Source organism: Sphingobacterium sp. UBA5996 (assembly GCF_002429765.1).
Lineage (GTDB): Bacteria > Bacteroidota > Bacteroidia > Sphingobacteriales > Sphingobacteriaceae > Sphingobacterium.
The window spans coordinates 1-22020 of sequence record NZ_DJAS01000027.1; the positions used below are offsets into that span (position 1 = coordinate 1).

A 22020-nucleotide genomic window follows, 5' to 3' on the forward strand; every position below is an offset into this window, starting at 1 on the left:
CTTTTCGGACACCCTCTTTTTTTATTTTTTAAAGCACATTTTAAGACACAGTTCTATTTGTAAGAATTTACAGATTTTGAAATTTTCCAGGTTCCATTTTCTTTGACCAGGGTGATTAAATCTGTTTTAGCGAAATCGTCGAATTGCATGGTAACTTTCGCGATTGCGTAATCGGGTAATTCTTCAACAATCTGTGTTGTTGTTCTGCAGTTCAATTTGATCCCTTTTTGTTTTTTCAAAAACTCAATGATCTCAAGACGGCTATGTTTCAAATCTTGCTTACCACAAATTTTTTGGTTAAAATCAGCTGTGAAAAGTTTCTCTAAATTCGTTACCTGACCTTCGGTCATTGCCCCAACGTATTCATCGATGGCCAAATCAGCGGTTACTAGATTGCGTTCTTCAGGTTTAACTGAAGCCATTGAGCAGGTAGAGACTGCTATCATTGCCGCTGCTACAAATGTTTTTACTAGAGTTTTCATATTTTTTTTTAAATTTTATAATGTATTAGTATATTTTTTCTATCGTATTGTCGCTTACTATATAAATTTGTTGCGCACTTTTTATTTATTTATTTTCTGTTTCAAAGTTAAGACAACTCATCTATTGATATCATTACATTTAGATTAACCTTGTATTAAAATCGGTAAGTGATCTAATTTTCTAGGCGAGTGAAATTTTCGATCTGTTCTTTGTATAACCAAAACGTGACAGAATGAATAAATTATTGGTTTGAATATTGTTATTCTGTCTTTTTCCTATTAGATTGCATGCGTTCATGACACACAACAATAACGAATATCTTTTTGACTTTAGGCTGCCCCTTCTCTTGATTTTATTGCTGTGCAGCGAGAAATTTATATATGCTCAGCGCCCTGCAAATGAAATAGAAACCACCAAACATCTGGCTGACACAAGCAAACAACGTGACTTAATTGATATTGGGAAAGAAATATTAAACATCAGGCCGCCGCAAACGGTAAAAAGTACAGGAAAGAAAGTCTATTTTTCCTTTTTGCCATTTTCGACAAATGTTCCTGGCGGAGGGCATGCTTTAATTACCAGTACGACAGCAGGATTTTATCTGGGTGATCGGTCTAACACCTATATGTCTAAAATGACATTTACTCCATATACAAATTTTGGTAAAAGATTTGGCCTTCCAATCCGATCCTATATTTGGTTAAAGGAGAATTCATGGGTAATCGACGGCGATATACGTCTCTTAAAATATCCGCACGAAACTTGGGGAATAGGTAAAGAGCACCAAGGTGAACAACAGATTAATTTAGATTACACCTATTTTCGCTTATATCAACACGCATTAAAAAGAATTCACGGCGGACTGTTTATGGGTATCGGATATGACTTGGATTACCGAATGAACATTAAGTCTACGAGCGATACCAAACTCGAAGACTACACTTCTTATCCTTATGGAACAGATTTAAGAGATAATACCACATCTTCCGGAGTCAGCTTCAATTTAATTTACGATACACGCGCCAATTCGATCAACACCTGGTCGGGGAACTATGCCAACCTGCAGTTTCGAGTCAATCCGACGTTTTTAGGTAGTGATCAAAATTGGAAATCGCTATTTTTTGAAGTCAGACGATACCATAGGCTTACCCAAGACAGAAATCGACAGAATATGATTGCCGTAAGGAGCTTCTTCTGGACTGTATTTAACAGCAAAGCCCCTTATCTCGATCTTCCTAATTTAGGTTGGGATCCCTATAATAGTTCTGGAAGGGGTTTTCCTGTAAGTCGCTTTCGGGGTAAATCGCTTTATTATCTAGAAACGGAATATCGTCGTGATATTACGAGAGATGGCTTATTTGGATTTGTAGCGTTTATGAATTTTACCACTTTAAACGGGCCAAAGAATGCCATGTTTGAAGATTGGAATGTCGGTACCGGGGCTGGTGCGCGAATTAAGTTTAACAAAAATTCAGGCACCAACATCGGCATCGATTATGGAATTAGTAAGAACCACCGCGGTGTCCGACTCACCTTAGGTGAAGTCTTCTAATTGTTAGCTCAAATGATAACTTTGGTTTTTAAACTCCATTGAAGCATAATATTGATATTTTCTATTGTCCAACGGATAATCCCAACATCCCATACGGTGATAAATCTTTCCACCAAATCCTGTTTTGAAACGATAAAGCCCATACAGAGGATGTGAAGGATCTGCCTGTGGAGAGACACCAAAGAAATCATATTCTGTACAACCTTTTTCTTTCGCAAGCTGCATTGCACGCCATTGCAGAGCATATGTTGCCATATAATTACGATTCTCGGACGCAGAGGCTCCATAAAGGTAAGTACCCCGATTTGCTGCAATCACCAAAAACATAGCTGCCAAGGGCTGATTATCCACTTCCGCCACTAAAAGATACACATCAGCGGGCGATAATGTATCATTTGCCCTTGCAGAAAGAACAATCTTAAAATAATTGATATCATGTAAAAAAAAGTTATTTCGAAGTGCTGTCTGTCTATAAAGTTCGTACCAAATTTCTAGACTTTCCATTCCCAATGAACGGACGCGTACGCCTTTTCGCTCGGCAAGATTAATATTATATCTCGTCTTAGACTTCATATTTCCAAGCAATAAGTTCTCTTCATTTCGAAGATCCATAAAAATCGTATTGGAAGGAAGTATATCGGTATTTGCTTTATGAAAATTCCAGTTTTCGGTATTAAAGTTAAAACGCATCTCCTGAATACGTTTCTCTGGTACTCCCAGCCAATTACCATGGAGATCGTAACAATCCTCTTCTTTGGCCCAGTGCGATTCCCAGGAGAGATCATAACGAATCATGATACAATTTGGTGGGAGATGGGAACGTAAACTCTCTGATAACTGTTCTAAAAAGAATCCCTGGTTTTCATCCGAGGGTTCAATCTCAGGCCCATAGGGTACGTAGGCAATGCTATGCTCTTGATCTACAGCTTGAAGGATAACCAATAGATCTCCGATAAAATAGGTATCGTCTTGTACTCCGACATATAAATCGGAGCGTTTAGATTTGAAATTAAATGCTTTGGACTGTATTCCTTGCATTTTTTTTACCGCAGACCAATAAGCTGTCTGTTGAATAATACCCGTCTTATAAAGACTACTGATGTCTTTGTCACTAATGTCTGCTATCATGTTGTTTCTGGTTTGATAGGGCTATTTTTATAGTGAAGTCTTTAAGAGACCCTAATTTTAACCCCAAAAAACGGCAAAAATAGCTAAAATGTTTGGTTAAGCACCCCTGCATTTGTCATATTGTTGTTGATTTCCGGAAATAGTATAAAATAGTCAATGTCGTAATATCTGTATCGGAATTATTAATTTGTGGTAAAATTTAAGATATTTGCAGCTTAACAATTCAGCATACAATGGACAATAAAGCGATCTCAAAAATTTTCAAATTATGCAGCCAATTGATGGAGCTACACAACGAAAATCCTTTTCGGACAAAGTCCATAGCGAGTGCGTCATTTAAATTGGATAAGTTGCCTTTTAGCATATTAGAGGCAAGTCTTGAAGAATTAAGCGCACATCCGGGAATCGGAAAGAGTATTGCTGAAAAAGCTAAGGAGGTCGCTGTTACGGGAACTTTTAAGGAACTTAGCGAACTCACTGAAAACACGCCCTCCGGTGTTGTTGAAATGTTGAATATTAAAGGATTGGGTCCTAAGAAGATTCAAATTATCTGGAAGGAACTAGAGATCGAAAGTATCGGTGAGCTACTTTATGCCTGTAACGAAAATCGCCTCGTCGAAGCAAAAGGATTTGGACTCAAAACACAGGAAGATATAAAAAAATCCATTGAATTTTCAATCTCAAATAAAGGTTGGTTTTTATATGCAAAAGTGCTTCCGCTCGCGGAGAAATTTTTCAATAATCTAAAAATACATTTCCCTTCTTCTCTTTTATCTTTTACGGGCGATTTCAGAAGAAAGTGCGAAGTATTAAGTACAGTGGATCTTTTAATATCTGAAAGTATAGACAGTGTAATCAAATACCTAGAAGGGTATATTTTAGTGGAAAGAACAGAAAACTCCATTGAGCTGACCGATGAATTAGGCTTCACGTTCAAAGTTTTCAACACCAATATCAATGATTTTTATCGTGACCTGATCCTTAGCACCGGATCCACTGCACACCTTGAGCTGCTCTTTAATATCCTACCTGATCTTCCATCACTTTCCAGTGAAGAAGCGATTTACCGCAACTTGGGCATGGATTATATCGAACCCGAATTGCGTGAAGGATTAAATGAAATAGAACAGGCCCAAAACCATACGCTACCTAAGCTAATCCAATACCAGGATATCAAAGGTACACTCCATAATCACTCAACTTATAGTGATGGTGTGCATAGCCTTGAACAAATGGCATTGCATTGTAAAGACGTATTGGGTCTCGAATACCTCGGAATTTGTGATCACTCGAAAACGGCAGTTTATGCGAATGGACTTTCCATCGAAAGATTAGAAGAACAATGGCGGGAAATCGCTATTTTGAATGAAAAATTAGCGCCGTTCCAGATCTTTCGCGGGATTGAATCTGATATTTTAGGTGATGGTTCATTGGACTATCCGGATGAGATATTGGCGAAATTCGACTTTGTTGTTGCTTCCGTTCACTCCAATCTAAAGATGGATGAAGAAAAAGCAACCGCTAGGTTAATTAAAGCGATAGAAAATCCTTATACAACCATATTGGGACATCCTACTGGAAGGCTATTGTTAAGCAGAGCCGGCTATCCATTAGATTTTAAAAAAGTCATCGATGCATGTGCTACAAATGGAGTTGTCATTGAGATCAATGCCAATCCTTTACGCCTGGATCTTGACTGGAGATGGCACCGTTATGCCGTAGAAAAGGGAGTATTGCTATCCGTGAATCCAGATGCCCATCGCACTGAAGGGCTACGCGATATGCAATATGGCGTGCTAGTCGCTCAAAAAGGGGGGATTCAAGCGGTTAATTGCTTGAACACATTTCCGTTAGAGACCATTACAAATTATTTTAATACGAAAAGACAGCGCTAGTGTATGTCCAGTAAAACAAATGCAGTTCGCCTGCTGGAGACCGCAGGAATACGCTATGAACTACGAGAATACGAAGTTGATGAACAGGATGTCAGTGCTGAACACGTTGCGGAAACTTTAGGTTTACCGCTCAAAACATTATACAAGACCTTAGTGCTAAAAGGAAACAAAGACCCTTATATTGTAGCTGTCATCCCTGGCAACGCGCATCTTGATTTAAAAAAACTTGCGAAAGCATCGGGCAATAAAAACTGTGAGATGCTTCCAATGAAGGATCTCCTAACAGTCACCGGTTACATTCGTGGCGGCTGCTCGCCCATCGGAATGAAAAAACAATTTCCAACGTTTATAGAGGAGGCTGCTCAACTAGAAACCCTTATTGCAGTAAGCGCCGGAAAAAGAGGTCTTCAGATGGTATTAAATCCGATCGACCTAGCTAACATTGCACATGCAGATTGGTCAGATCTTATTGGCTATTAATAGATTTATTTTTACGTCCATACAATAATATGCGTTTAAAAGGATATATGTTAGGAAATTTTGAAAAATGTTTATTGATACGAGTTTTAAACTCATCAACAAATTCCAGCTTTTTAGCCTGCTCCAATCGTTCAAAATAGGGAATCAAAGCTGAACCTGTAATAAAATTATAGAGCGTATCTGCATCAGCCGCAAGCAAAGGATAGACTCGGAGCGAAAGATCCAATTGATCCAAACCATTTTCAAACAGCATCTTTGCATAAGTATCGATATCCAACACTGGAGAAGGTCTATTCCAATCATTTAAGTATGTACGAAAAGGTTCCTCATTCCCCAGTTCAAATAAAATCTTATTTAAGATATTTTCTGGCTGATAAGGCATTTGTACCGCTAATTGCCCTCCTAGTTTTAATTTGGAAATAAGCTGAGGAAAAAGAACCCGGTGATCATCCACCCATTGCAAGGCAGCATTGCTAAAAATAAGGTCCCAGGTACTTGGCTCAGCAACAAATTTTTCGACTGTACTTTGTCTAAATTTCAAACGTTCGGTTTGGAGATTATAGCTATCAGACAGCATTTCTGCTGAAGAATCCAGCCCAAGGAAATTTATATTGGTAAATTTTTCACTTAGTATAGCAGTCTGTTCTCCGGTACCGCAGCCTAAATCTACAGCATCCAGCACGTTATCTCCAACAATAAGTTCGGCTAAGTCATAAAATGGTTTAAAACGAATATCTTTAAACTGATAATAGCTATTCGGGTTCCAAGGCATATTTTTCTTATTAAACCCTTGCAGGGCAGTACAACATTTCCTATTTAAACAAAGTGAGAATTTCAGCTGAATCGACTTTACCAAAATAATCCGTCAGATCAATCGACCGCAGTAAAAAATCAATCTCCTCCAATTCATGTTTTTTTCCAACCAATAGAATTTCGATATCATGAATCGATTTGGAAGCAAAAAAATCTCCGAAAATTTTAGCGCGTTCAATATATCCTTTTTGTACATCCAAGTGTAATTCAATAAAGCCAGCGGCTACTTTAATTGCTTTTTTAAAATTGTAATTTGGCGAAAAACCAAAATTCCAATCCCATGTTTCGTATTTTTCTTTGACCAGTTTTTGGATATTTTCGATATCCAACGGAGAAAGGGTGCTGATTTTAGCTTCAGAGTTTTCCCGTTTTATTTCTTTAATGAGCAATTCTTTAAAATGAGCTGTCGTAAAACCATTTGGCAAATATCCAATTAAATTAGTCACTCGAGCACGATTTGATTTTACAGCTTTATCTACAAATTTCAATGGATTGACCTTCAAAGCATCGCTAAGGATTTGCATCTGAGAATCGATCAATATTGTGCCATGTTGAATCATTTTGCCATTCTTCGCCATTTTAGCATTTCCGCTAAATTTTTTCCCGTCAACCAAGAGGTCATTTCTTCCTTCCAATTTTGCGGGTATATGCAATTGATTCAGTAGCGAAATAATTGGCTGGGTAAAGGTTGAAAAATCCATAAAATCATGATTCCCCAATAACGTATGAAACGAAAAATTAAGATTTCCAGCGTCATGATAAACAGCACCTCCACCGGACATTCTTCTAACAACCTTAATATTATTGTCATTAACGTAATCAAGATTTATTTCAGCGAGTGTATTTTGGAACTTACCTATAATAATTGAGGGAGCATTTATATAGAGTAGAAAGATATCTTCTTTGGGATATTTACCCAATAAATATTCTTCGGAAGCGATGTTAAAATAGGCATCGTCGGATGGAGATTCTATAATCAGCATATTTTTCTTTTTTCAAAAATAAAAATAAATTAATCAAGGTTATTCATCTCAAATCCATAATTATCTCAAATCTATCTTACAATACTCCCCCGGGCTGCTCATACAACCAATTTATTTAAATGATAGTTTTTTGCTGGCGACAAGCTTTTCCTCCAGTTTATTAATAATAAACCCTGAAAAATCCTCCTTTAATATTTCTTCCGCCTGACATAACGCACCTGGGCTAAATACGTTAATTTCCATAATACGATTACCAACCACATCTAGACCAACAAAATACATTCCATCCTGGATCAATTTGTCTTTTATTTTGTCAACCATCCCCAATAATTCCGCTGAAATAACGGCACCTTGGGTCTTTGCACCTTGATGTACATTACTCCGGATCTCATCGCCCTGTTGTACCCGATGAACAGCAGCATATTTACCGTTGATTAAAATAGGCTCTCCGTTGAGCAAAAAGAACCTTATATCACCACGCGCAGCTTCCGGCAGGTATTCTTGACCAATTACATAACCATCTCGCGCAATAGCCTCTACCGTCTGTTTTAGATTTTGCTGGTTGTCTTTATTGATCAAAAACACGTTTTTGCCCCCCGAACCCTTTAAAGGTTTTAAAATAATTAGGCTGTTCTGTTGTTCAAAAAACCGTACCACATCCGCATAGCTTCGCGTTACAATAGTTTTAGGTCGAATAGATTCATCGAACTCTTCTAAATACAACTTGTTACTGGCTCTACCAAGGCTATCTGGATCGTTAATGACCAATACTCCTTTCGCTTTTAGGAAAGATGCAAATTGCAGTGCGGAAGCCGCCGCCCAAGGTCTGCTTACCATATCCAATACTGGATCAAATCGTAGCCAAACCACGTCCATCTCCTCCAACGACACTTTAGTTTTTTCCGTTTCTCGTAATACCTCCATGAAACGATCAGCCGATGTCAGCATCTGATCAGGCATTACTTTTCGCACATGGGCAGCAATATATGCCGACTCATAGTAAAAATCGGCCAGGCCAATATAATAAACTTCATGTCCCATTTGATGGGCCTTCAATGCCAAAAGAGTAGTCGTAAAACGAGCAGTTTCTTTGTGGGTTTGGTTGATCACGAATGCTATTTTCATATACAAAATTCGATTATTGAATCATTTGGAATATTCCATTATTCTTTTTGAGATTTAACAAGGCATCCTTATAGGGAGCCATTAAGTATCTTGGGGTTAAAATTGGAGACTTCAAAACCCCCTTTAAAGTGAGCTCTTCGACAATTGGTATATAATCTTCACGGATTTTGCCCATAGTTAAAAGTGCAAGTTCCCTTCCGCTTTTGATATAATTGGTCAATTCTATTAAGCCACTCAAGTACAACGCATCTTTTGTAAGTCCACCACTTCTATAGACTCGCATTGTCATTTGGAAAGCAGTTTCGTGCAGAAATTGATACTTGTCTACTAAAAGTGAGAACGTATCAATAAATGAATTGCCTTGCTGCATATGATGCACAGCAATAACTCTTCCCGCTAGAATACGCAATCTATTATTGGTCAGCCCTCCGACCAAATATTCGGCGAGTACAGCGAGACCTTCCTGAAGTTTTTCATAACCAGGAACTCCTAATCTAAAAAGGCTGAAAGGTTGCTGTTTTCCATTATAGTAAGTGACGATATGTGTACCAACTTCATGCTGTATGAGTGCCTTTACCCTATTCCGCGGTAAACTATACTGCTTGCTTATATTGAGCACGCCTTGGTTGACCATCACGCCGTAGATGTCATCGCGAAGTCTTACTGTCGTTCCAAAGTTTGGATCTTGGCTTTTCAAATAATCCAATTCCTCCTGGGCCAGCTTGGCAAATTCCTCGGCGTAAACAATATCTTCCTCTTTTGTCTTCACTTCTTGATCAGTTGTGGTAATCGTTAGGATTGCTTGTGCTTTTTCCAATAATTTCTCATTAACTGTACCAAAAACTTGCATACTTCCTAGCAAAAATCCCTCTTTTCCACGTTCACTCAGCATTGTCATCATCTGGTCGAGCTCCTTTCGTTTATCACGAAATAAGTATGCCATGGAGGGATCAAATAAATCCTCTATATGCAAATTATAAAGATTCCTTTTGATAATATCTGGATCGATAGGCATGGGTCTATAATGAAACACAGGTGTTTTTCGATAATTACCTTTCTTAAACTGTTGCCAAGCATCGTAAGAATTTGTGGGAGTAATCAACAGCAAAAAATCAAATCTCTGGCTCTCTCGAGCCAATTTCTGATCAATTTCCCATGCTAAAGGAAGCATTTTTTTTGGCTGGCTGATTTTAAACGCAGTAGGTTTCGATAATGTGTGAATACGAATGAATTCAAAGAATGTTTTAGACAAGCTCCTAGATATGGCTTCACGAAAATGGCGAAGATCAATCGGTAAAATTTGCTGATCTACTCCTAATAGATACTTCGGTTTTACCTCGAGCCCCATGTAAAATATATTTGTGTTCAGATTATCCAATTGAATACTTGACGGTGAGAGACTCTGCGTTGCATTCGTTTTTGAATCCGTAAGTATTTCTACTTTGGAAATCGACTCTTCAGTGGTCAGTTGCTTTCCTAAATATTGAGCAATAGACTGCACGTTTTTACGGGCAATATGGATTAGAATATCCTCTTCCTGCCCAGGATCTGATGCCCAGGCTTCAATGATCAAACAAGCACCAAACTCCTCTACAAGTTTGTTTAGTATAGGGGCAATCCATTCAGAAACATTCATCTGCGGATCTCTTACTCTAAAATAAGCTGGCTCTGACTTGACCAGCTCTGCAAGCATAGGATCTAGACTCAAAAACTGTCGGTATAAAAATAGATAAGGAACGACTTGATTGAATACCAATTTATTCTTAGACGGAATCTGTACGTGAAAAACTTCCTTATTTTTGATCATTTTTAAAATGCCAGCGAGTTGTTTCGCATTATCTTTCATAGGCAAAATAATTTTCCAATGTTTCTATACTTTGCAAAAGAAGTTGCTTATACTCCTGTAGTTTTTGTGGAAAAACTTCCCCCGTCCATTCATCCATAAAATCTTTCCTAAATTCGATCGAAAAAATACAGCCTTTATCGCCGAACTTATTATTCAAATACGCAGAAAGAAAACCACCTTTAAATTTCACATTCTCACGCACGTCGTAAACTTGCCCATCTTTTCCAGTTTGTAATACTTTTAATAATTGATCAGTCAAGTTTCTCCATTTTTGGTGATTATGTTGCGTCCCTAAATTGATTTGTGGATCGGCAGCACTGTTCACAAGTGCCTTAGGTCCCTCGCGACGCATGTTGTAGCTATGGATATCATAGATGACAAAATAACCATAACGATCAATAGTATTTTGAATCTGCTGACATACATCTGCATACACACGGTCATAAATCGCATATAACTCATTTATTTGCCCCTGCGATAATGCTGCTTGCCAAACACGCAAGCCCCACGATTGCTCAGGTTTAAGATAAATAGCATCTTCTCTCTTTCGGTTCAAGTCCAATTGAAACCTAGACGTTCCAGACACAAACCTATTGAAAGGTAGCTCCGCCAAAATAGCTGTGTAAGGATCCTCTTCCCGTAATCGCTCCTCTTCAGAAATATTAAAATTGACTAATATATTATCGTCGACGTGATGACCATCATGTATTGCAAAAGCCCAAAATGGACTTTCGTTATTTTCAAATTGATAACGGTATGTTAGTGACATAGACTTTTTTTATAGTTTATGAAAACAAGGCCATATTAATTGATAGCCCCCTGTGTTAAATTAACAGCTATGGCCAAAAAAAAGTTTGAAAATAAAATGGATTACCGCTATAATCAGAAACTTTTTCATTACGCAAATAAGCGTATGTTAAAAATCGTTAAACGGCAAGTTCGATACAAAGTATTGGCATCTTTCTTGAACAAAAGATAGTAGTTTCATAAAGTTAGGTTAATAATTTAGTTAGTTTATAAAAAACCTGTTAGTATCCCCACTAACAGGTTTTTTATTTCTAGAAAGCGATCTAATAGAAAACGTGATTGTTTATTGAATTCGACACTCAATTATTAAAAAATGTTAAAATTTTAAATAACTGAAATAAAAGGGAAACATTTTTTGAAGATACTACGTTATATAAGTACTTTTCATAAATTTAGGTTAATAATTGGTTAGGAAAACTCCTGTTGCTCCCAGCTTAAGGAGTTTCTATTTATCAGGTATTAAAATAGTGAAAGACAGCACATATCATAGCGACCAGATTTCTTAATTTACCTTTAGTAGGTCACATTTTGAACGGCGATTATCATCACATAAATTAAATATTTTTTGGCACAGCCTTTGTACTGTTTTAAGCATTCATAAATTTAGGTTAATAATTGGTTAGTTAGAAACACTTGAAGTTCCCCGCTTCAAGTGTTTTTTTTTACCACAAAGCGTAAAGCTATGAGGCCTTGTATTTAACCCCCATTTTATACCAACTGTTTCAATGCGATTTCATATGCTCTTGATGAAATATGAGTCTTATTAGAAGAAACCATCCTAATTTTCTTTAGCGCTTCGAAGATAATGTTGGAGACATCAGAAAAAATTGCGTCATCACTAATTTCGATATTGCGTTGCATTAAATAAGCAAATACTCTCGCCATGCCGCAATTTGCGATAAAGTCTGGTATAACCGCCACATGCTGGTCGGCAAACTCCATAACAGGCCCATAAAATATTTCTTGATCTGCAAATGGTACATTGGCACCGGAAGCTATTACCTCAAGTCCATGATCTATCAGATGTTGGATCTGATCTTTCGAAACTAATCGGGAAGCAGCGGCGGGCACGAAAATATCTGCTTTTAGGTTCCAAATCTCTTTTTGTACCTGATCAAAAGGGATCAAGTTTGCGGCATGAAGTTCATTACCTTTCCGTTCTAGAAACAAGCGAGTGATAGCTGCCTCATCAAAGCCTTCGGGATTTATCAGGCCACCGGCCCGATCAATTATACCTACTATTCTAACACCGCATTTAGACAAATAAAATGCGGCGGCGGCAGCTACATTGCCCCAGCCCTGAATTATGGCACGCTTGCCGAAGCAATTATCACCAAAAAGTTGATAATAATGACGAATTGACTCTGACACACCATAACCAGTGATCATATCTGCCACTTTGTACTTACGCCTCAGATCTGGACTGTAGGAACTATCCTCCAATACTTTGGAAACGCCATATCGCAATTGTCCAATTTGATGAATACGATTGCTTTCATTTACTTTAAAGTGACCATTCAGAATTCCTTCTTGGGGATGCCACAGTCCATATTCTTCAGTCAGAGGAATGACATCGTGAATTTCGTCTATATTCAAATCACCACCTGTACCATAATAGTTTTTCAATAACGGCGTAACTACCTTAAACCAACGCTTCAAAACCTCATTTTTCCGTGGATCATGTGGATCGAAATCAATCCCCGATTTTGCCCCTCCAATTGCGGGTCCCGATACAGTGAACTTGACCTCCATTGTTTTTGCCAACGATTCCACCTCGTGCCTATCCAACCCAGCCCGCATCCGTGTTCCACCACCGGCAGCACCTCCTCGCAAAGAATTAATCACAATCCATCCTCTTGCATCCGTTTCACTATCCTTCCATTCGAAAACAACTTCTGGGCTTTTATGCTCAAAGGCCCGTAACAATTCTTTCATCTCTTCCATGCTTCTATAAATTTCCTCGACGTTCCTGTTCACGTTCTATTGCTTCAAAAAGGGCCTTAAAATTTCCTGCTCCAAAGCTCTGCGCTCCTTTGCGTTGGATGATCTCATAAAATAAAGTTGGTCTATCCTCTACAGGTTTTGTAAAGATCTGCAGCAGATACCCTTCTTCGTCACGATCAACCAGAATTCCGAGTTCTTGAATGATCTTTATTTCTTCATCAATTCTTCCAACCCTTTCAGGTAACATATCATAATATGCTTCGGGCGGCGCACCCAAAAACTCTACTCCTCTTGCTTTAAGTGCTTTCACCGTAGCAACAATGTCTTTCGTTGCCAGTGCGGCATGCTGCACTCCTTCTCCCTCATAAAACTCGAGGTATTCTTCGATTTGTGATTTCTTTTTTCCTTCGGCTGGCTCATTGATCGGAAACTTAACATAGCCATTTCCATTACTCATCACTTTACTCATTAGCGCGGAATACTCTGTATTGATCTGCTTGTCATCGAAAGATAGGATGTTGACGAAACCCATCACATCTTGGTACCATTTCACTGTTTCGTTCATCTTATTCCATCCGACATTACCAACACAATGGTCTACATAAAGCAAACCTGTTTCGCTTGGATTGTAATCACTTTCCCATTTTTCATATCCAGGCATAAATCTACCGGAATAATTCCTTCGTTCGACAAATAGATGCACCGTTTCGCCATAGGTATAGATACCGGCAGTCCAGACTTCGCCGTTTTCATCTTTCAGAAGCTGTGGTTCCTGATATACCTCCGCTCCTCTTTTTGTTGTTTCTTCAAATGCTTTTCGGGCATCATCCACCCAAAGAGCTAATATTTTAACGCCATCACCATGTTTTTTAACATGCTCTGAGACGGGATGGTCAGATTTTAGTGCCGTAGTAAGCACTAAACGTATCTTATTTTGCTTTAGCACATAAGATACCCGATCTCGAACTCCTGTCTCAGGGCCGGCATAAGCATCCGACTGGAAGCCAAAGGCTGTCTTGTAGTAATGCGCCGCTTGCTTGGCATTGCCAACATAAAATTCGATATAATCTGTTCCATTAATAGGTAAAAAATCTTGCGCTTGGGCAATCTTTTCTGCAAATGTATTTGCCATAATTTATATAAAGGTTACTCTTGTTTTATTATTCTAACTCATCCAAGACTTATAATAATCTGGATCTTCTATATTGAGCGCTTCTTGAGTAAGCATTAATGGTCGAAAAGGATCGATCATCACAGCCAGTTCTTCGGTTTTAACCTGTCCGATGCTTTTTTCCACTGTACCTGGATGGGGCCCATGAGGTATACCACCTGGATGCAACGTAATCTGTCCCTTTTCAACAGACTTTCTGCTCATAAAATCGCCATCGACATAGTACAGCACTTCATCCGAATCTACATTGCTGTGATTATACGGTGCGGGAATCGAATTGGGATGGTAATCATACATACGTGGACAAAAGCTGCACAGTACAAAGCTGTCTGTTTCAAAGGTCTGGTGGACAGGTGGCGGCTGATGTAATTTGCCGGTTATCGGCATAAAATCATGAATCGAAAAGGCCCAAGGAAAATGATAGCCATCCCAACCAATAAAATCAAATGGATGACTTCCGTAGACATAAGGATAAATCATCCCTTGTTTCTTGATTTTCACTTCGAAATCCCCCAGCTCATCAAAGGTTTCCAAATTTTGCGGCACCCGAATATCGCGTTCAAAAAAGGGAGCATGCTCCATCAATTGACCAAATTCATTACGATACCGTTTGGGCGTACGTACAGGAGAAAACGATTCAACGATAAACAATCGATTCTCTTTTTGCTCAAACTCCATTTGATAAATCGTTCCGCGGGGAATCACTAAATAATCGCCATATTTAAATGGGATATTTCCATATCCAGTCTTTAATCTTCCGCTTCCTTGATGAATAAAGACAATCTCATCTGCCTGGCTATTTTTATAGAAATAATCATCCATAGATTGACGTGGAGCAGCCAAAGATATGTGCAAATCCTCATTAACCAGCACGGGCGTTCGGCTTTCGAGATAATCATCTTTAGCCTGCACCTGAAATCCTTTTAAGCTGGTGTGCTTAAGATGTTTGTCCCGGGCGATATTGGGCGATACATCGTAGGGGTCTCTAATTTGCTTGACTAATGTAGGTGGATGGCAGTGATACACCAAAGAATAAAGACTTGAAAAACCATGGGTGGATACGAGTTCCTCAGCATAAAGCATATTATCGGGCTTTCTAAAAACAGTATGTCGCTGCATTGGAATTTGCCCTTGTTTAACATAAAATGGCATAATTCTACGATTTAAACGGTTATAAAATTAAATGAATATCCCAATTGCCAATAGGACCATTGGCAAGTATTAAAAGAGAAGGTTAGTATTGTGCAAAAACGATATCAGCTATAATTGCTCTGTTAAAAGCAATATAGGGCACGGAAAACGCAAAGCGATGTACGCGACAATGAATCATTTTTTATAGTTTATAATGCTTTAATAAAGGTAAGAATATTTTTCTATTTTCAAGAGAAGAATATTTTTTTCAAATCTTATACAATATATTTGTGTCAAATGCCAACAACATTGAATAACCAAATAGAACACACGATATATGAGAATTGCCACCAGCACTGAAAATGGTCAACAAGAATTGGGCATGGTTATAGCCGACCGATTTTATCCTTGTTCAGCAATCGATCAAACTCTTCCTAAAAATATGTCAGATTTTCTAAAAGGCGGTGAAAAGACCATGAGTGCGCTCCAGGAATTTGAGCATGCTTTGGTCCAGGGAACGATCGAAAGACCTTATCATCTGTTACAGGACACACAGCTTATTGCTCCGGTACCTCATCCAAGTTCTTTTCGTGATGCGTACGCATTTCGTCAGCATGTGGAAACATCGAGAAGAAACCGTGGACTTGAAATGATCCCCGAATTTGACAAATTTCCTGTTTTCTATTTTTCAAATCATCAGGCAATACAAGGCCCTGGGCCTATACCCTGTATGCCATTACATTTAGATCAACTTGATTTCGAACTTGAGATCGCTATCGTCATCAATAAGTCGGGAATTAACATTTCTGCCGCTAAAGCAGATGAGTACATTGCAGGATTCATGATCATGAATGATTTTAGCGCAAGAAAACTGCAGATGGAAGAGATGAAATTAAGCTTGGGGCCTGCTAAAGGTAAAGATTTTGCAACAGCAATTGGACCTTGGTTAGTTACAAAAGATGAGTTGGAGCCCTATAAAGTTCAAGCAGCTGCGGGGCATATTGGCGACTGTTATGATCTCGATATGACTTGTAAAGTAAATGGCAGACAAGTTTCAGCGGGTAATTTTGCAAGCATGCACTGGACTTTTGCTGAAATTATTGAGCGGGCTTCTTACGGTGTGGAGATCTTCCCTGGTGATATGATCGGTTCAGGCACTGTTGGAACAGGCTGCTTTCTTGAACTTAATGGCACGGCACGCTTAAAAGACCCTAACCATAAAGATCAATGGCTCAACCTTGGCGATGAGATTGAATTGGAGATCACCGCACTCGGAAAACTTTCCAATTCTATTGTTCTACATCATTCATAAATCTACCGAATATGACATCACCTTTCGAAACGACGACCTTTGAGTCTGCAGCGGACAAAGCTATCATCGATAATTTAATTAAATATGCTATTGCCCCCCGTCCAATTTGCTTTGCCAGCACAATAGATCGCAATGGAAACGTAAACTTAAGTCCTTTCAGCTATTTCAACCTGATGTCCCATCAGCCGCCTATCTGTGTTTTTTCACCCCTGCGGCGGATGCGCGATGGCAGCACCAAGCATACCTTGGATAACATACAGGAAGTAAAGGAAGTCGTCATCAATATTGTCAACTACGATATGGTGCAGCAGCAATCTCTTGCCAGCACCGAATATGCGAAGGAAATAAATGAATTCGATAAGTCTGGCTTTACTGCTGTGCCTTCTATTCAGGTGGCGCCACCACGAGTAGCCGAATCTCCAGTCCAGCTCGAATGTCGGGTTAAAGAGATTGTCGCTTTAAGCGATGAACCTGGGGCTGGTAATCTTGTTATTGCCGAGATCCTGTATATGCATGTCCATAAACACTTATTGGGCAAGGATAATACCATTGAGCAAAAAGATTTGGACTTGGTCGCTAGACTCGGTGGTGACTGGTACTGCCGCGTCACCGATGAAAATCTATTTATTGTACCAAAGCCCCTCCGTAGCCTTGGAATTGGTATTGATCAACTTCCGGAAAAAATTAGATTCTCTAATGTACTGACCGGAAACCACCTCGGCTTGTTGGCCAATGTCGAAGCCCTACCCACATTAAAAAATATACAACCAGCGGATAAGTACCTAAACTACCTGAAACTGAACTTTGAAGACAGTCCATCAAAATTCAGCGAAAAAGTTCATGAATACGTTGGGAAGCTATTGGATGAAGGACAAATAGACAAAGCCTGGCAAATAGCATTGCAAGTATCATTCTAATGAATGATAAGGAAGGGAGCTAACCAAAGACTAGACAGCTCCCTTTTGAGATTTAAACAACTTTTTCAACGTTTAGCTTCAGCATACTGTTTTATACACTAATTCCTTACTGATTATTTATAGCCTCCTCCTTTGCAACACGCAGTCCATCATCGATCAGTTTTTTTAAATATGCATATCGATCGATAAATTCCAAGAGCTGCTCTTCAGCCAGCTTAGTTAACTCTTCTGCACCATTAGCCTGAGCAATTTCAAATAACTCGACCAAACCTAACCAATGATCCGCATTTTCCGATCCAAAGAGATTGAAGATAGCAAGCCACGCTTCTTCATCAAACCCTTTTTCCCGCAAGCTCCGTATCGCCGCATGAAGGTTCACTAGCTTTACATCTTCGGGTTCATTAGACTTTGAAGACGAAGCGTGATCGAGATGTTCTTCCAGAGCTTCATAGGCATCTTTATCTGCGGCGCCGGCAAAAACAGATACAATCTCCGATCCGACAGCCATATCATACGGCCCCCATTCGGGTCTAAAATAAACATCTTCACCACGATATACTCGACAGGAGGTAAATGAAATCAAAACAATCTTGTCAAATTGACGGAAAATACGTTGAACAGTTCCTGCAACCGTAATTCCGGAAGCAAAGTTTAAAAGACACTGCTGGCCTTCAACTATACCATATTGGATCAATGTTGCGTCATCAAAATCTTCCAGATCATGATCTGCATCTCTCAAATTTCCTACTGGAGAACCAAATCCTTCGCTATGATAATTTATACCGTGTCCTTCGAGCTGCTTACCCGCGAATGCCAAAGCTGTAGGCCCCTGTGTCTGGATGTACGAAAGATTTTTATCGACGTTGGCTGAGGTAAAAATTCCCGACACTTGCAGACCAGAACTATACGCTAAAGTACAAACAGAACGACAGTCTATTGCTTTTTCAACACTCTGTTTGCCTCCAACTCGAAAAGCCATGGTATCGGCAAATTTATCCAACACCATCCTTAGATGCTCAAAATCCGGAGTAACAAACAACTGTGGCTGTGGCTTGGTAATATCGTACGGATACTCAATCGCATATAAATCGTATGGCAATTTGGGTACATCATCTTGCATACAGCTTGCACTCTCCCCAATGGAAGACAATAAACCTGCTCCATAAATCTTAGGGTTAAGAGCATCTCCTATCAGCCCATATTCCACAGTCCACCAATGCAGCCTACTTAACAGTGCCATCTCCGATGGCTCGCCCATATTTTGCTGAATAGTCTGTAAATTTTTCTCTGCTGCAGCCAACTCAACTGTGGTCGTGGTTGTTTGCTCTTTTAAAATAGACAATTGGCGGATAGCTTCATAGAGCTCAAAATCCTTTCCTGACGAGAGTGCTTTTGTGCCTATCTCTCCAAAATACTGGAGGTATGCTGCATAATCAGCCTCCCCTATTATTGGTGCGTGACCAGAGGACTCGTGAATAATGTCCGGGGCTGGAGTATATTCAATATGTTCCAATTGGCGTATGTCAGCAGCAATAACTAATACACGATGTGCCTGAAATTCCATAAAGGCTGCTGGCGGGATAAAACCGTCTACTGTCACTGCTCCCCAGCCAATCAATTTTAGACTATCGTTCATTTCCTGTAGATTGGGAATAGTTTCAATGGATAACCCCGCTTTTTTCAATCCGGGGATATAGGGGTAATACGCTACATCTTTCAAAAATGAATAATTCTGACGCATAACATAACGCCACAGTGCCTGATCTAAGGCGGTATAGCGTTCGTATCTCTGCGCAACAACATAGCGTTTCAGATGTTGGGGCAACTGCTCCAAAACTGTATTATTGTAAGTTTCCATCTATAATTGGTATGAAAAAATAAAGTGTGTGACTTCAATATGAAGGTAAAAAATATATACGGCTTTGTAAAGCATTACCATGTTAATTATCTGATTTTCACAAAATATTACAATAGTATACTTTCCAAAACCATACTAAACAACTTTAAAATAACTTCTTTTGCCTAATTTTATTTTAAGCCCCGCATTTACATAGATCGTCAGATCCGGATTCAACTGTTTTATGGAATCGATCCGCACAGCTCCGCCTATAATCAATCGTCTCATCGCTGACTTTGTCGATCCTTTCAGGAAATAACACAGATCAACCAGTTTGGCCTTTTCACCAAACTGCTCGCGCAATGTTTGACAAGACACCTCTAAAAAAGCTTTTTCTTCCAATTTCTTACGCTGAAATTGATTGACAAAATAATCATTCGCAGCCAACGCAAATGCATCGCCATGGTACTGGACTACAAGATTATGTGCTATAAGTTTCTTAATTTCCATTGGATTTTCCCCCATTTCAAGACGGGTCTTCATTCCAAGTTTGATTTCCTGATTGAAATCTGTTGTCAAGTCGATGTATTCAGGAATTAAATGATCTGGAATTGACATGGTTTTACCAAACATTTCATTCGGATCATCCAAAAGACCGATCGTGTTGTTTAATGATTTGCTCATTTTTTCTTTTCCGTCCAGCCCGCGCAACAAGGGCATACACAGCACTATTTGTGGATCTTGTCCAAAAGATTCCTGTAGCTGCCGTCCCATTGCGCAATTGAACATTTGATCTGTTCCGCCCATTTCAATATCGCTTTTGATATGCACGGAGTCAAAGCCCTGCAATATTGGATAAAGCAATTCATGCATGGCTATTGACCGATTCTCGTTTAAACGCTTACTAAAATCATGACGCTGCAGGAGCTGGGCAACAGTGACTTTCGACACCAGTTGAATAACTTCTGTAAAATTTAGCTGATCCAACCAGTCACCATTAAAAACAATTTTTGCTTTTGAAACATCAATAATCTTAGACAGTTGCGCAATATAGGTAGCCGCATTATGGGCAATCTCATCCTGATACAACGGTTTACGAGCTTTATTTTTCCCTGTAGGATCTCCAATCTGGGCCGTAAAGCTGCCCACCAAAATTACGATTTCGTGACCCAGCTGCTGAAACTGTCTTAGCTTCTTCAATACCACAGCGTGCCCCAAATGAAGGTCCGGCGCTGTGGGATCAAAACCAAGTTTTATAATTAATGAACGATTCTTTTCTTGAGCTTCCTTCAACTTCGATGCAAGTCCTGTCTTCGGTAAAATAATTTCAATGTTTTCTTCTAACTCTTTTAACATAATGTTATATAAAATAAAAAAAGCCCGAACGTTATGTTCGGGCTTAGCTATAAATGATAATTTAATTTCTTAATTTAATAGGCATAGGGGTCCCGAACGACTATCGGGCGATAATAATTACAGAAAAACGGAAAACGTAATATGTTGTTCATTTTCTTCATTGCTTCACAAAGGTAGCGCTATATTTTTAAAATGCAAAAATATAGCGATCTCTGCTTGATTAGGCTTGTGTTTTCCATTAGCCCCCGGTATTTTTATCCATCAATTTTCCCGACGCATTATAAACATACTTCTCGATATTCCCTTTATCCTTCTTCTCCACTACCCTTTGCACGAGCAATGAATTCTTGAAATACTCATGGTAAAGGCGATTATCCAGTTTATATTTCCGCTCGACAAGATTATTATTCTGATATACATCAATATACTCAACTTTAGCTTTCCGATAGGTATGCTTTAGTAATTGCCCATGAGCATCAAATAACTTTGATTCCTGTATTTGCCCACTACAATTCAATTTGGCACTGTAAATTAATGTATTGTCTAAACTGTAGTTAGCTCTAGTATGGTCAAAATCATTCTCAACCGTATAATAATTATCAAAAAATACCTTTGTTATTTTTTTTCCATTATTTGCAGCTCCGTAAAATACCGTTTTTTCCTGACTGATTTTCCCATTCTTAAAATTACGCTGCACACTTGAAGTATCCGTTATTGTATATTGAAAGTCTGGCAAGGTGGCAGCTTTCACATTCATTTGCTGCAATACACCATGTCGTACAACAACAACACCTTGTTTGCCATCATTTTCAATCTTAAAATCCCGCTCGACTATACCGTCCTGATTAATCGAAATAAATGCGTTTGAAAGCCCCATAAACTGATTTTTCTGCAAAATATACTTACCCGGCTTCAACTTCGCTTTTCTTCCTTTTTCAAGTATCCGGATCGTATCTTTTGGATATTCTGATAAATGGAGCTGGTAGCTATCTTTATCTAATCGAACATATTCTTGTGCAACTCCAAACTTTAAAGCTAAACACAGGTATAACACTGTAATAAGACGTAATTTCGACATAATGTAATAGAATTGTTGCATTAAAAGTAACACAATTATTACACCAAAAATTAAAATAGGAGTGCTTTTCGACATATTTCTTCAGTAGACATGTAGCTACCGTACGCGCTAACTCATCCAATACCAGCTTACGTTATCAATAAAAAAGAAGCTGTCTCAAAT

General features: G+C 38.9%; 18 protein-coding genes. 5 read left to right on the plus strand and 13 right to left on the minus strand.

Annotated elements, in window-relative coordinates:
• Window positions 1-53: 53 nt before the first annotated feature.
• On the minus strand, window positions 54-482 hold the full coding sequence (locus B3E00_RS20065) for a nuclear transport factor 2 family protein (protein WP_293881834.1): 429 nt from the start codon (window positions 480-482) through the stop codon (window positions 54-56).
• Window positions 483-778: 296 nt separating this feature from the next.
• On the opposite strand from B3E00_RS20065, the gene B3E00_RS20070 reads away from it, so the two are divergent.
• Window positions 779-2035, plus strand: coding sequence for a hypothetical protein (locus B3E00_RS20070; RefSeq protein ID WP_293881833.1), 1257 nt, complete (start codon window positions 779-781; stop codon window positions 2033-2035).
• Window positions 2036-2038: 3 nt separating this feature from the next.
• On the opposite strand, the gene B3E00_RS20075 is transcribed toward B3E00_RS20070, so the two are convergent.
• Window positions 2039-3163 carry a lipid II:glycine glycyltransferase FemX gene (locus B3E00_RS20075; protein WP_293881832.1) on the minus strand — a complete coding sequence of 375 codons (1125 nt, stop codon included), beginning with the start codon at window positions 3161-3163 and terminating at the stop codon, window positions 2039-2041.
• 233 nt (window positions 3164-3396) lie between these two features.
• On the opposite strand from B3E00_RS20075, the gene B3E00_RS20080 reads away from it, so the two are divergent.
• A complete protein-coding gene (locus B3E00_RS20080) occupies window positions 3397-5058 on the plus strand; it encodes a DNA polymerase/3'-5' exonuclease PolX (RefSeq protein WP_293939812.1) in 1662 nt (553 codons plus the stop codon).
• Window positions 5059-5061: 3 nt separating this feature from the next.
• Window positions 5062-5538: a Cys-tRNA(Pro) deacylase gene (gene ybaK, locus B3E00_RS20085; RefSeq protein ID WP_293939813.1), complete on the plus strand. Its 477-nt coding sequence runs from the start codon at window positions 5062-5064 to the stop codon at window positions 5536-5538.
• Here ybaK and B3E00_RS20090 read toward each other — a convergent pair.
• From B3E00_RS20090 to B3E00_RS20125, 8 genes are all read right to left on the minus strand, one after another.
• On the minus strand, window positions 5525-6310 hold the full coding sequence (locus B3E00_RS20090) for a methyltransferase domain-containing protein (RefSeq protein WP_293939814.1): 786 nt from the start codon (window positions 6308-6310) through the stop codon (window positions 5525-5527). The two genes, ybaK and B3E00_RS20090, sit on opposite strands and share 14 nt — an antisense overlap.
• 40 nt (window positions 6311-6350) lie before the next feature.
• A complete protein-coding gene (locus B3E00_RS20095) occupies window positions 6351-7334 on the minus strand; it encodes a lipoate--protein ligase (protein WP_293881826.1) in 984 nt (327 codons plus the stop codon).
• Window positions 7335-7445: 111 nt separating this feature from the next.
• Window positions 7446-8459: a glutathione synthase gene (locus tag B3E00_RS20100; protein WP_293939815.1), complete on the minus strand. Its 1014-nt coding sequence runs from the start codon at window positions 8457-8459 to the stop codon at window positions 7446-7448.
• Window positions 8460-8472: 13 nt separating this feature from the next.
• On the minus strand, window positions 8473-10305 hold the full coding sequence (locus tag B3E00_RS20105; RefSeq protein WP_293939816.1) for a flavohemoglobin expression-modulating QEGLA motif protein: 1833 nt from the start codon (window positions 10303-10305) through the stop codon (window positions 8473-8475).
• Window positions 10295-11074 carry an N-formylglutamate amidohydrolase gene (locus B3E00_RS20110; protein WP_293939817.1) on the minus strand — a complete coding sequence of 260 codons (780 nt, stop codon included), beginning with the start codon at window positions 11072-11074 and terminating at the stop codon, window positions 10295-10297. Before B3E00_RS20110 ends, B3E00_RS20105 begins: the two co-directional genes overlap by 11 nt.
• A 746-nt stretch (window positions 11075-11820) precedes the next feature.
• Window positions 11821-13089: a Glu/Leu/Phe/Val dehydrogenase dimerization domain-containing protein gene (locus B3E00_RS20115; RefSeq protein WP_293881818.1), complete on the minus strand. Its 1269-nt coding sequence runs from the start codon at window positions 13087-13089 to the stop codon at window positions 11821-11823.
• Window positions 13061-14188 carry a 4-hydroxyphenylpyruvate dioxygenase gene (hppD, locus tag B3E00_RS20120; protein WP_293881816.1) on the minus strand — a complete coding sequence of 376 codons (1128 nt, stop codon included), beginning with the start codon at window positions 14186-14188 and terminating at the stop codon, window positions 13061-13063. The genes B3E00_RS20115 and hppD overlap by 29 nt, the downstream gene beginning before the upstream one ends.
• A gap of 33 nt (window positions 14189-14221) precedes the next feature.
• Window positions 14222-15379, minus strand: a complete 1158-nt coding sequence (locus B3E00_RS20125) for a homogentisate 1,2-dioxygenase (protein ID WP_293881814.1) — start codon at window positions 15377-15379, stop codon at window positions 14222-14224.
• A gap of 316 nt (window positions 15380-15695) precedes the next feature.
• On the opposite strand from B3E00_RS20125, the gene B3E00_RS20130 reads away from it, so the two are divergent.
• Window positions 15696-16670, plus strand: a complete 975-nt coding sequence (locus B3E00_RS20130; protein ID WP_293939818.1) for a fumarylacetoacetate hydrolase family protein — start codon at window positions 15696-15698, stop codon at window positions 16668-16670.
• Window positions 16671-16681: 11 nt separating this feature from the next.
• Window positions 16682-17587 carry a flavin reductase family protein gene (locus tag B3E00_RS20135; protein ID WP_209575956.1) on the plus strand — a complete coding sequence of 302 codons (906 nt, stop codon included), beginning with the start codon at window positions 16682-16684 and terminating at the stop codon, window positions 17585-17587.
• A 106-nt stretch (window positions 17588-17693) separates the two neighbouring features.
• On the opposite strand, the gene B3E00_RS20140 is transcribed toward B3E00_RS20135, so the two are convergent.
• From B3E00_RS20140 to B3E00_RS20150, 3 genes are all read right to left on the minus strand, one after another.
• Window positions 17694-19445 carry an aromatic amino acid hydroxylase gene (locus B3E00_RS20140; RefSeq protein WP_293939819.1) on the minus strand — a complete coding sequence of 584 codons (1752 nt, stop codon included), beginning with the start codon at window positions 19443-19445 and terminating at the stop codon, window positions 17694-17696.
• Window positions 19446-19580: 135 nt separating this feature from the next.
• Window positions 19581-20780 (minus strand): tyrosine--tRNA ligase, encoded by a 1200-nt coding sequence (gene tyrS, locus B3E00_RS20145; RefSeq protein WP_293939820.1) that lies wholly within the window; start codon window positions 20778-20780, stop codon window positions 19581-19583.
• A gap of 238 nt (window positions 20781-21018) precedes the next feature.
• Window positions 21019-21858 (minus strand): hypothetical protein, encoded by an 840-nt coding sequence (locus tag B3E00_RS20150; RefSeq protein ID WP_293939821.1) that lies wholly within the window; start codon window positions 21856-21858, stop codon window positions 21019-21021.
• Between the last annotated feature and the right edge of the window lie 162 nt (window positions 21859-22020).

What these genes read in the sequence shown, in the direction of transcription:
- B3E00_RS20065 (WP_293881834.1), bottom strand. Translation starts at nt 482, where the DNA reads ATGAAAACTCTAGTAAAAACATTTGTAGCAGCGGCAATGATAGCAGTC.
- B3E00_RS20070 (WP_293881833.1), top strand. Translation starts at nt 779, where the DNA reads ATGACACACAACAATAACGAATATCTTTTTGACTTTAGGCTGCCCCTT.
- B3E00_RS20075 (WP_293881832.1), bottom strand. Translation starts at nt 3,163, where the DNA reads ATGATAGCAGACATTAGTGACAAAGACATCAGTAGTCTTTATAAGACG.
- B3E00_RS20080 (WP_293939812.1), top strand. Translation starts at nt 3,397, where the DNA reads ATGGACAATAAAGCGATCTCAAAAATTTTCAAATTATGCAGCCAATTG.
- ybaK (WP_293939813.1), top strand. Translation starts at nt 5,062, where the DNA reads ATGTCCAGTAAAACAAATGCAGTTCGCCTGCTGGAGACCGCAGGAATA.
- B3E00_RS20090 (WP_293939814.1), bottom strand. Translation starts at nt 6,310, where the DNA reads ATGCCTTGGAACCCGAATAGCTATTATCAGTTTAAAGATATTCGTTTT.
- B3E00_RS20095 (WP_293881826.1), bottom strand. Translation starts at nt 7,334, where the DNA reads ATGCTGATTATAGAATCTCCATCCGACGATGCCTATTTTAACATCGCT.
- B3E00_RS20100 (WP_293939815.1), bottom strand. Translation starts at nt 8,459, where the DNA reads ATGAAAATAGCATTCGTGATCAACCAAACCCACAAAGAAACTGCTCGT.
- B3E00_RS20105 (WP_293939816.1), bottom strand. Translation starts at nt 10,305, where the DNA reads ATGAAAGATAATGCGAAACAACTCGCTGGCATTTTAAAAATGATCAAA.
- B3E00_RS20110 (WP_293939817.1), bottom strand. Translation starts at nt 11,074, where the DNA reads ATGTCACTAACATACCGTTATCAATTTGAAAATAACGAAAGTCCATTT.
- hppD (WP_293881816.1), bottom strand. Translation starts at nt 14,188, where the DNA reads ATGGCAAATACATTTGCAGAAAAGATTGCCCAAGCGCAAGATTTTTTA.
- B3E00_RS20125 (WP_293881814.1), bottom strand. Translation starts at nt 15,379, where the DNA reads ATGCCATTTTATGTTAAACAAGGGCAAATTCCAATGCAGCGACATACT.
- B3E00_RS20130 (WP_293939818.1), top strand. Translation starts at nt 15,696, where the DNA reads ATGAGAATTGCCACCAGCACTGAAAATGGTCAACAAGAATTGGGCATG.
- B3E00_RS20135 (WP_209575956.1), top strand. Translation starts at nt 16,682, where the DNA reads ATGACATCACCTTTCGAAACGACGACCTTTGAGTCTGCAGCGGACAAA.
- B3E00_RS20140 (WP_293939819.1), bottom strand. Translation starts at nt 19,445, where the DNA reads ATGGAAACTTACAATAATACAGTTTTGGAGCAGTTGCCCCAACATCTG.
- tyrS (WP_293939820.1), bottom strand. Translation starts at nt 20,780, where the DNA reads ATGTTAAAAGAGTTAGAAGAAAACATTGAAATTATTTTACCGAAGACA.
- B3E00_RS20150 (WP_293939821.1), bottom strand. Translation starts at nt 21,858, where the DNA reads ATGTCGAAATTACGTCTTATTACAGTGTTATACCTGTGTTTAGCTTTA.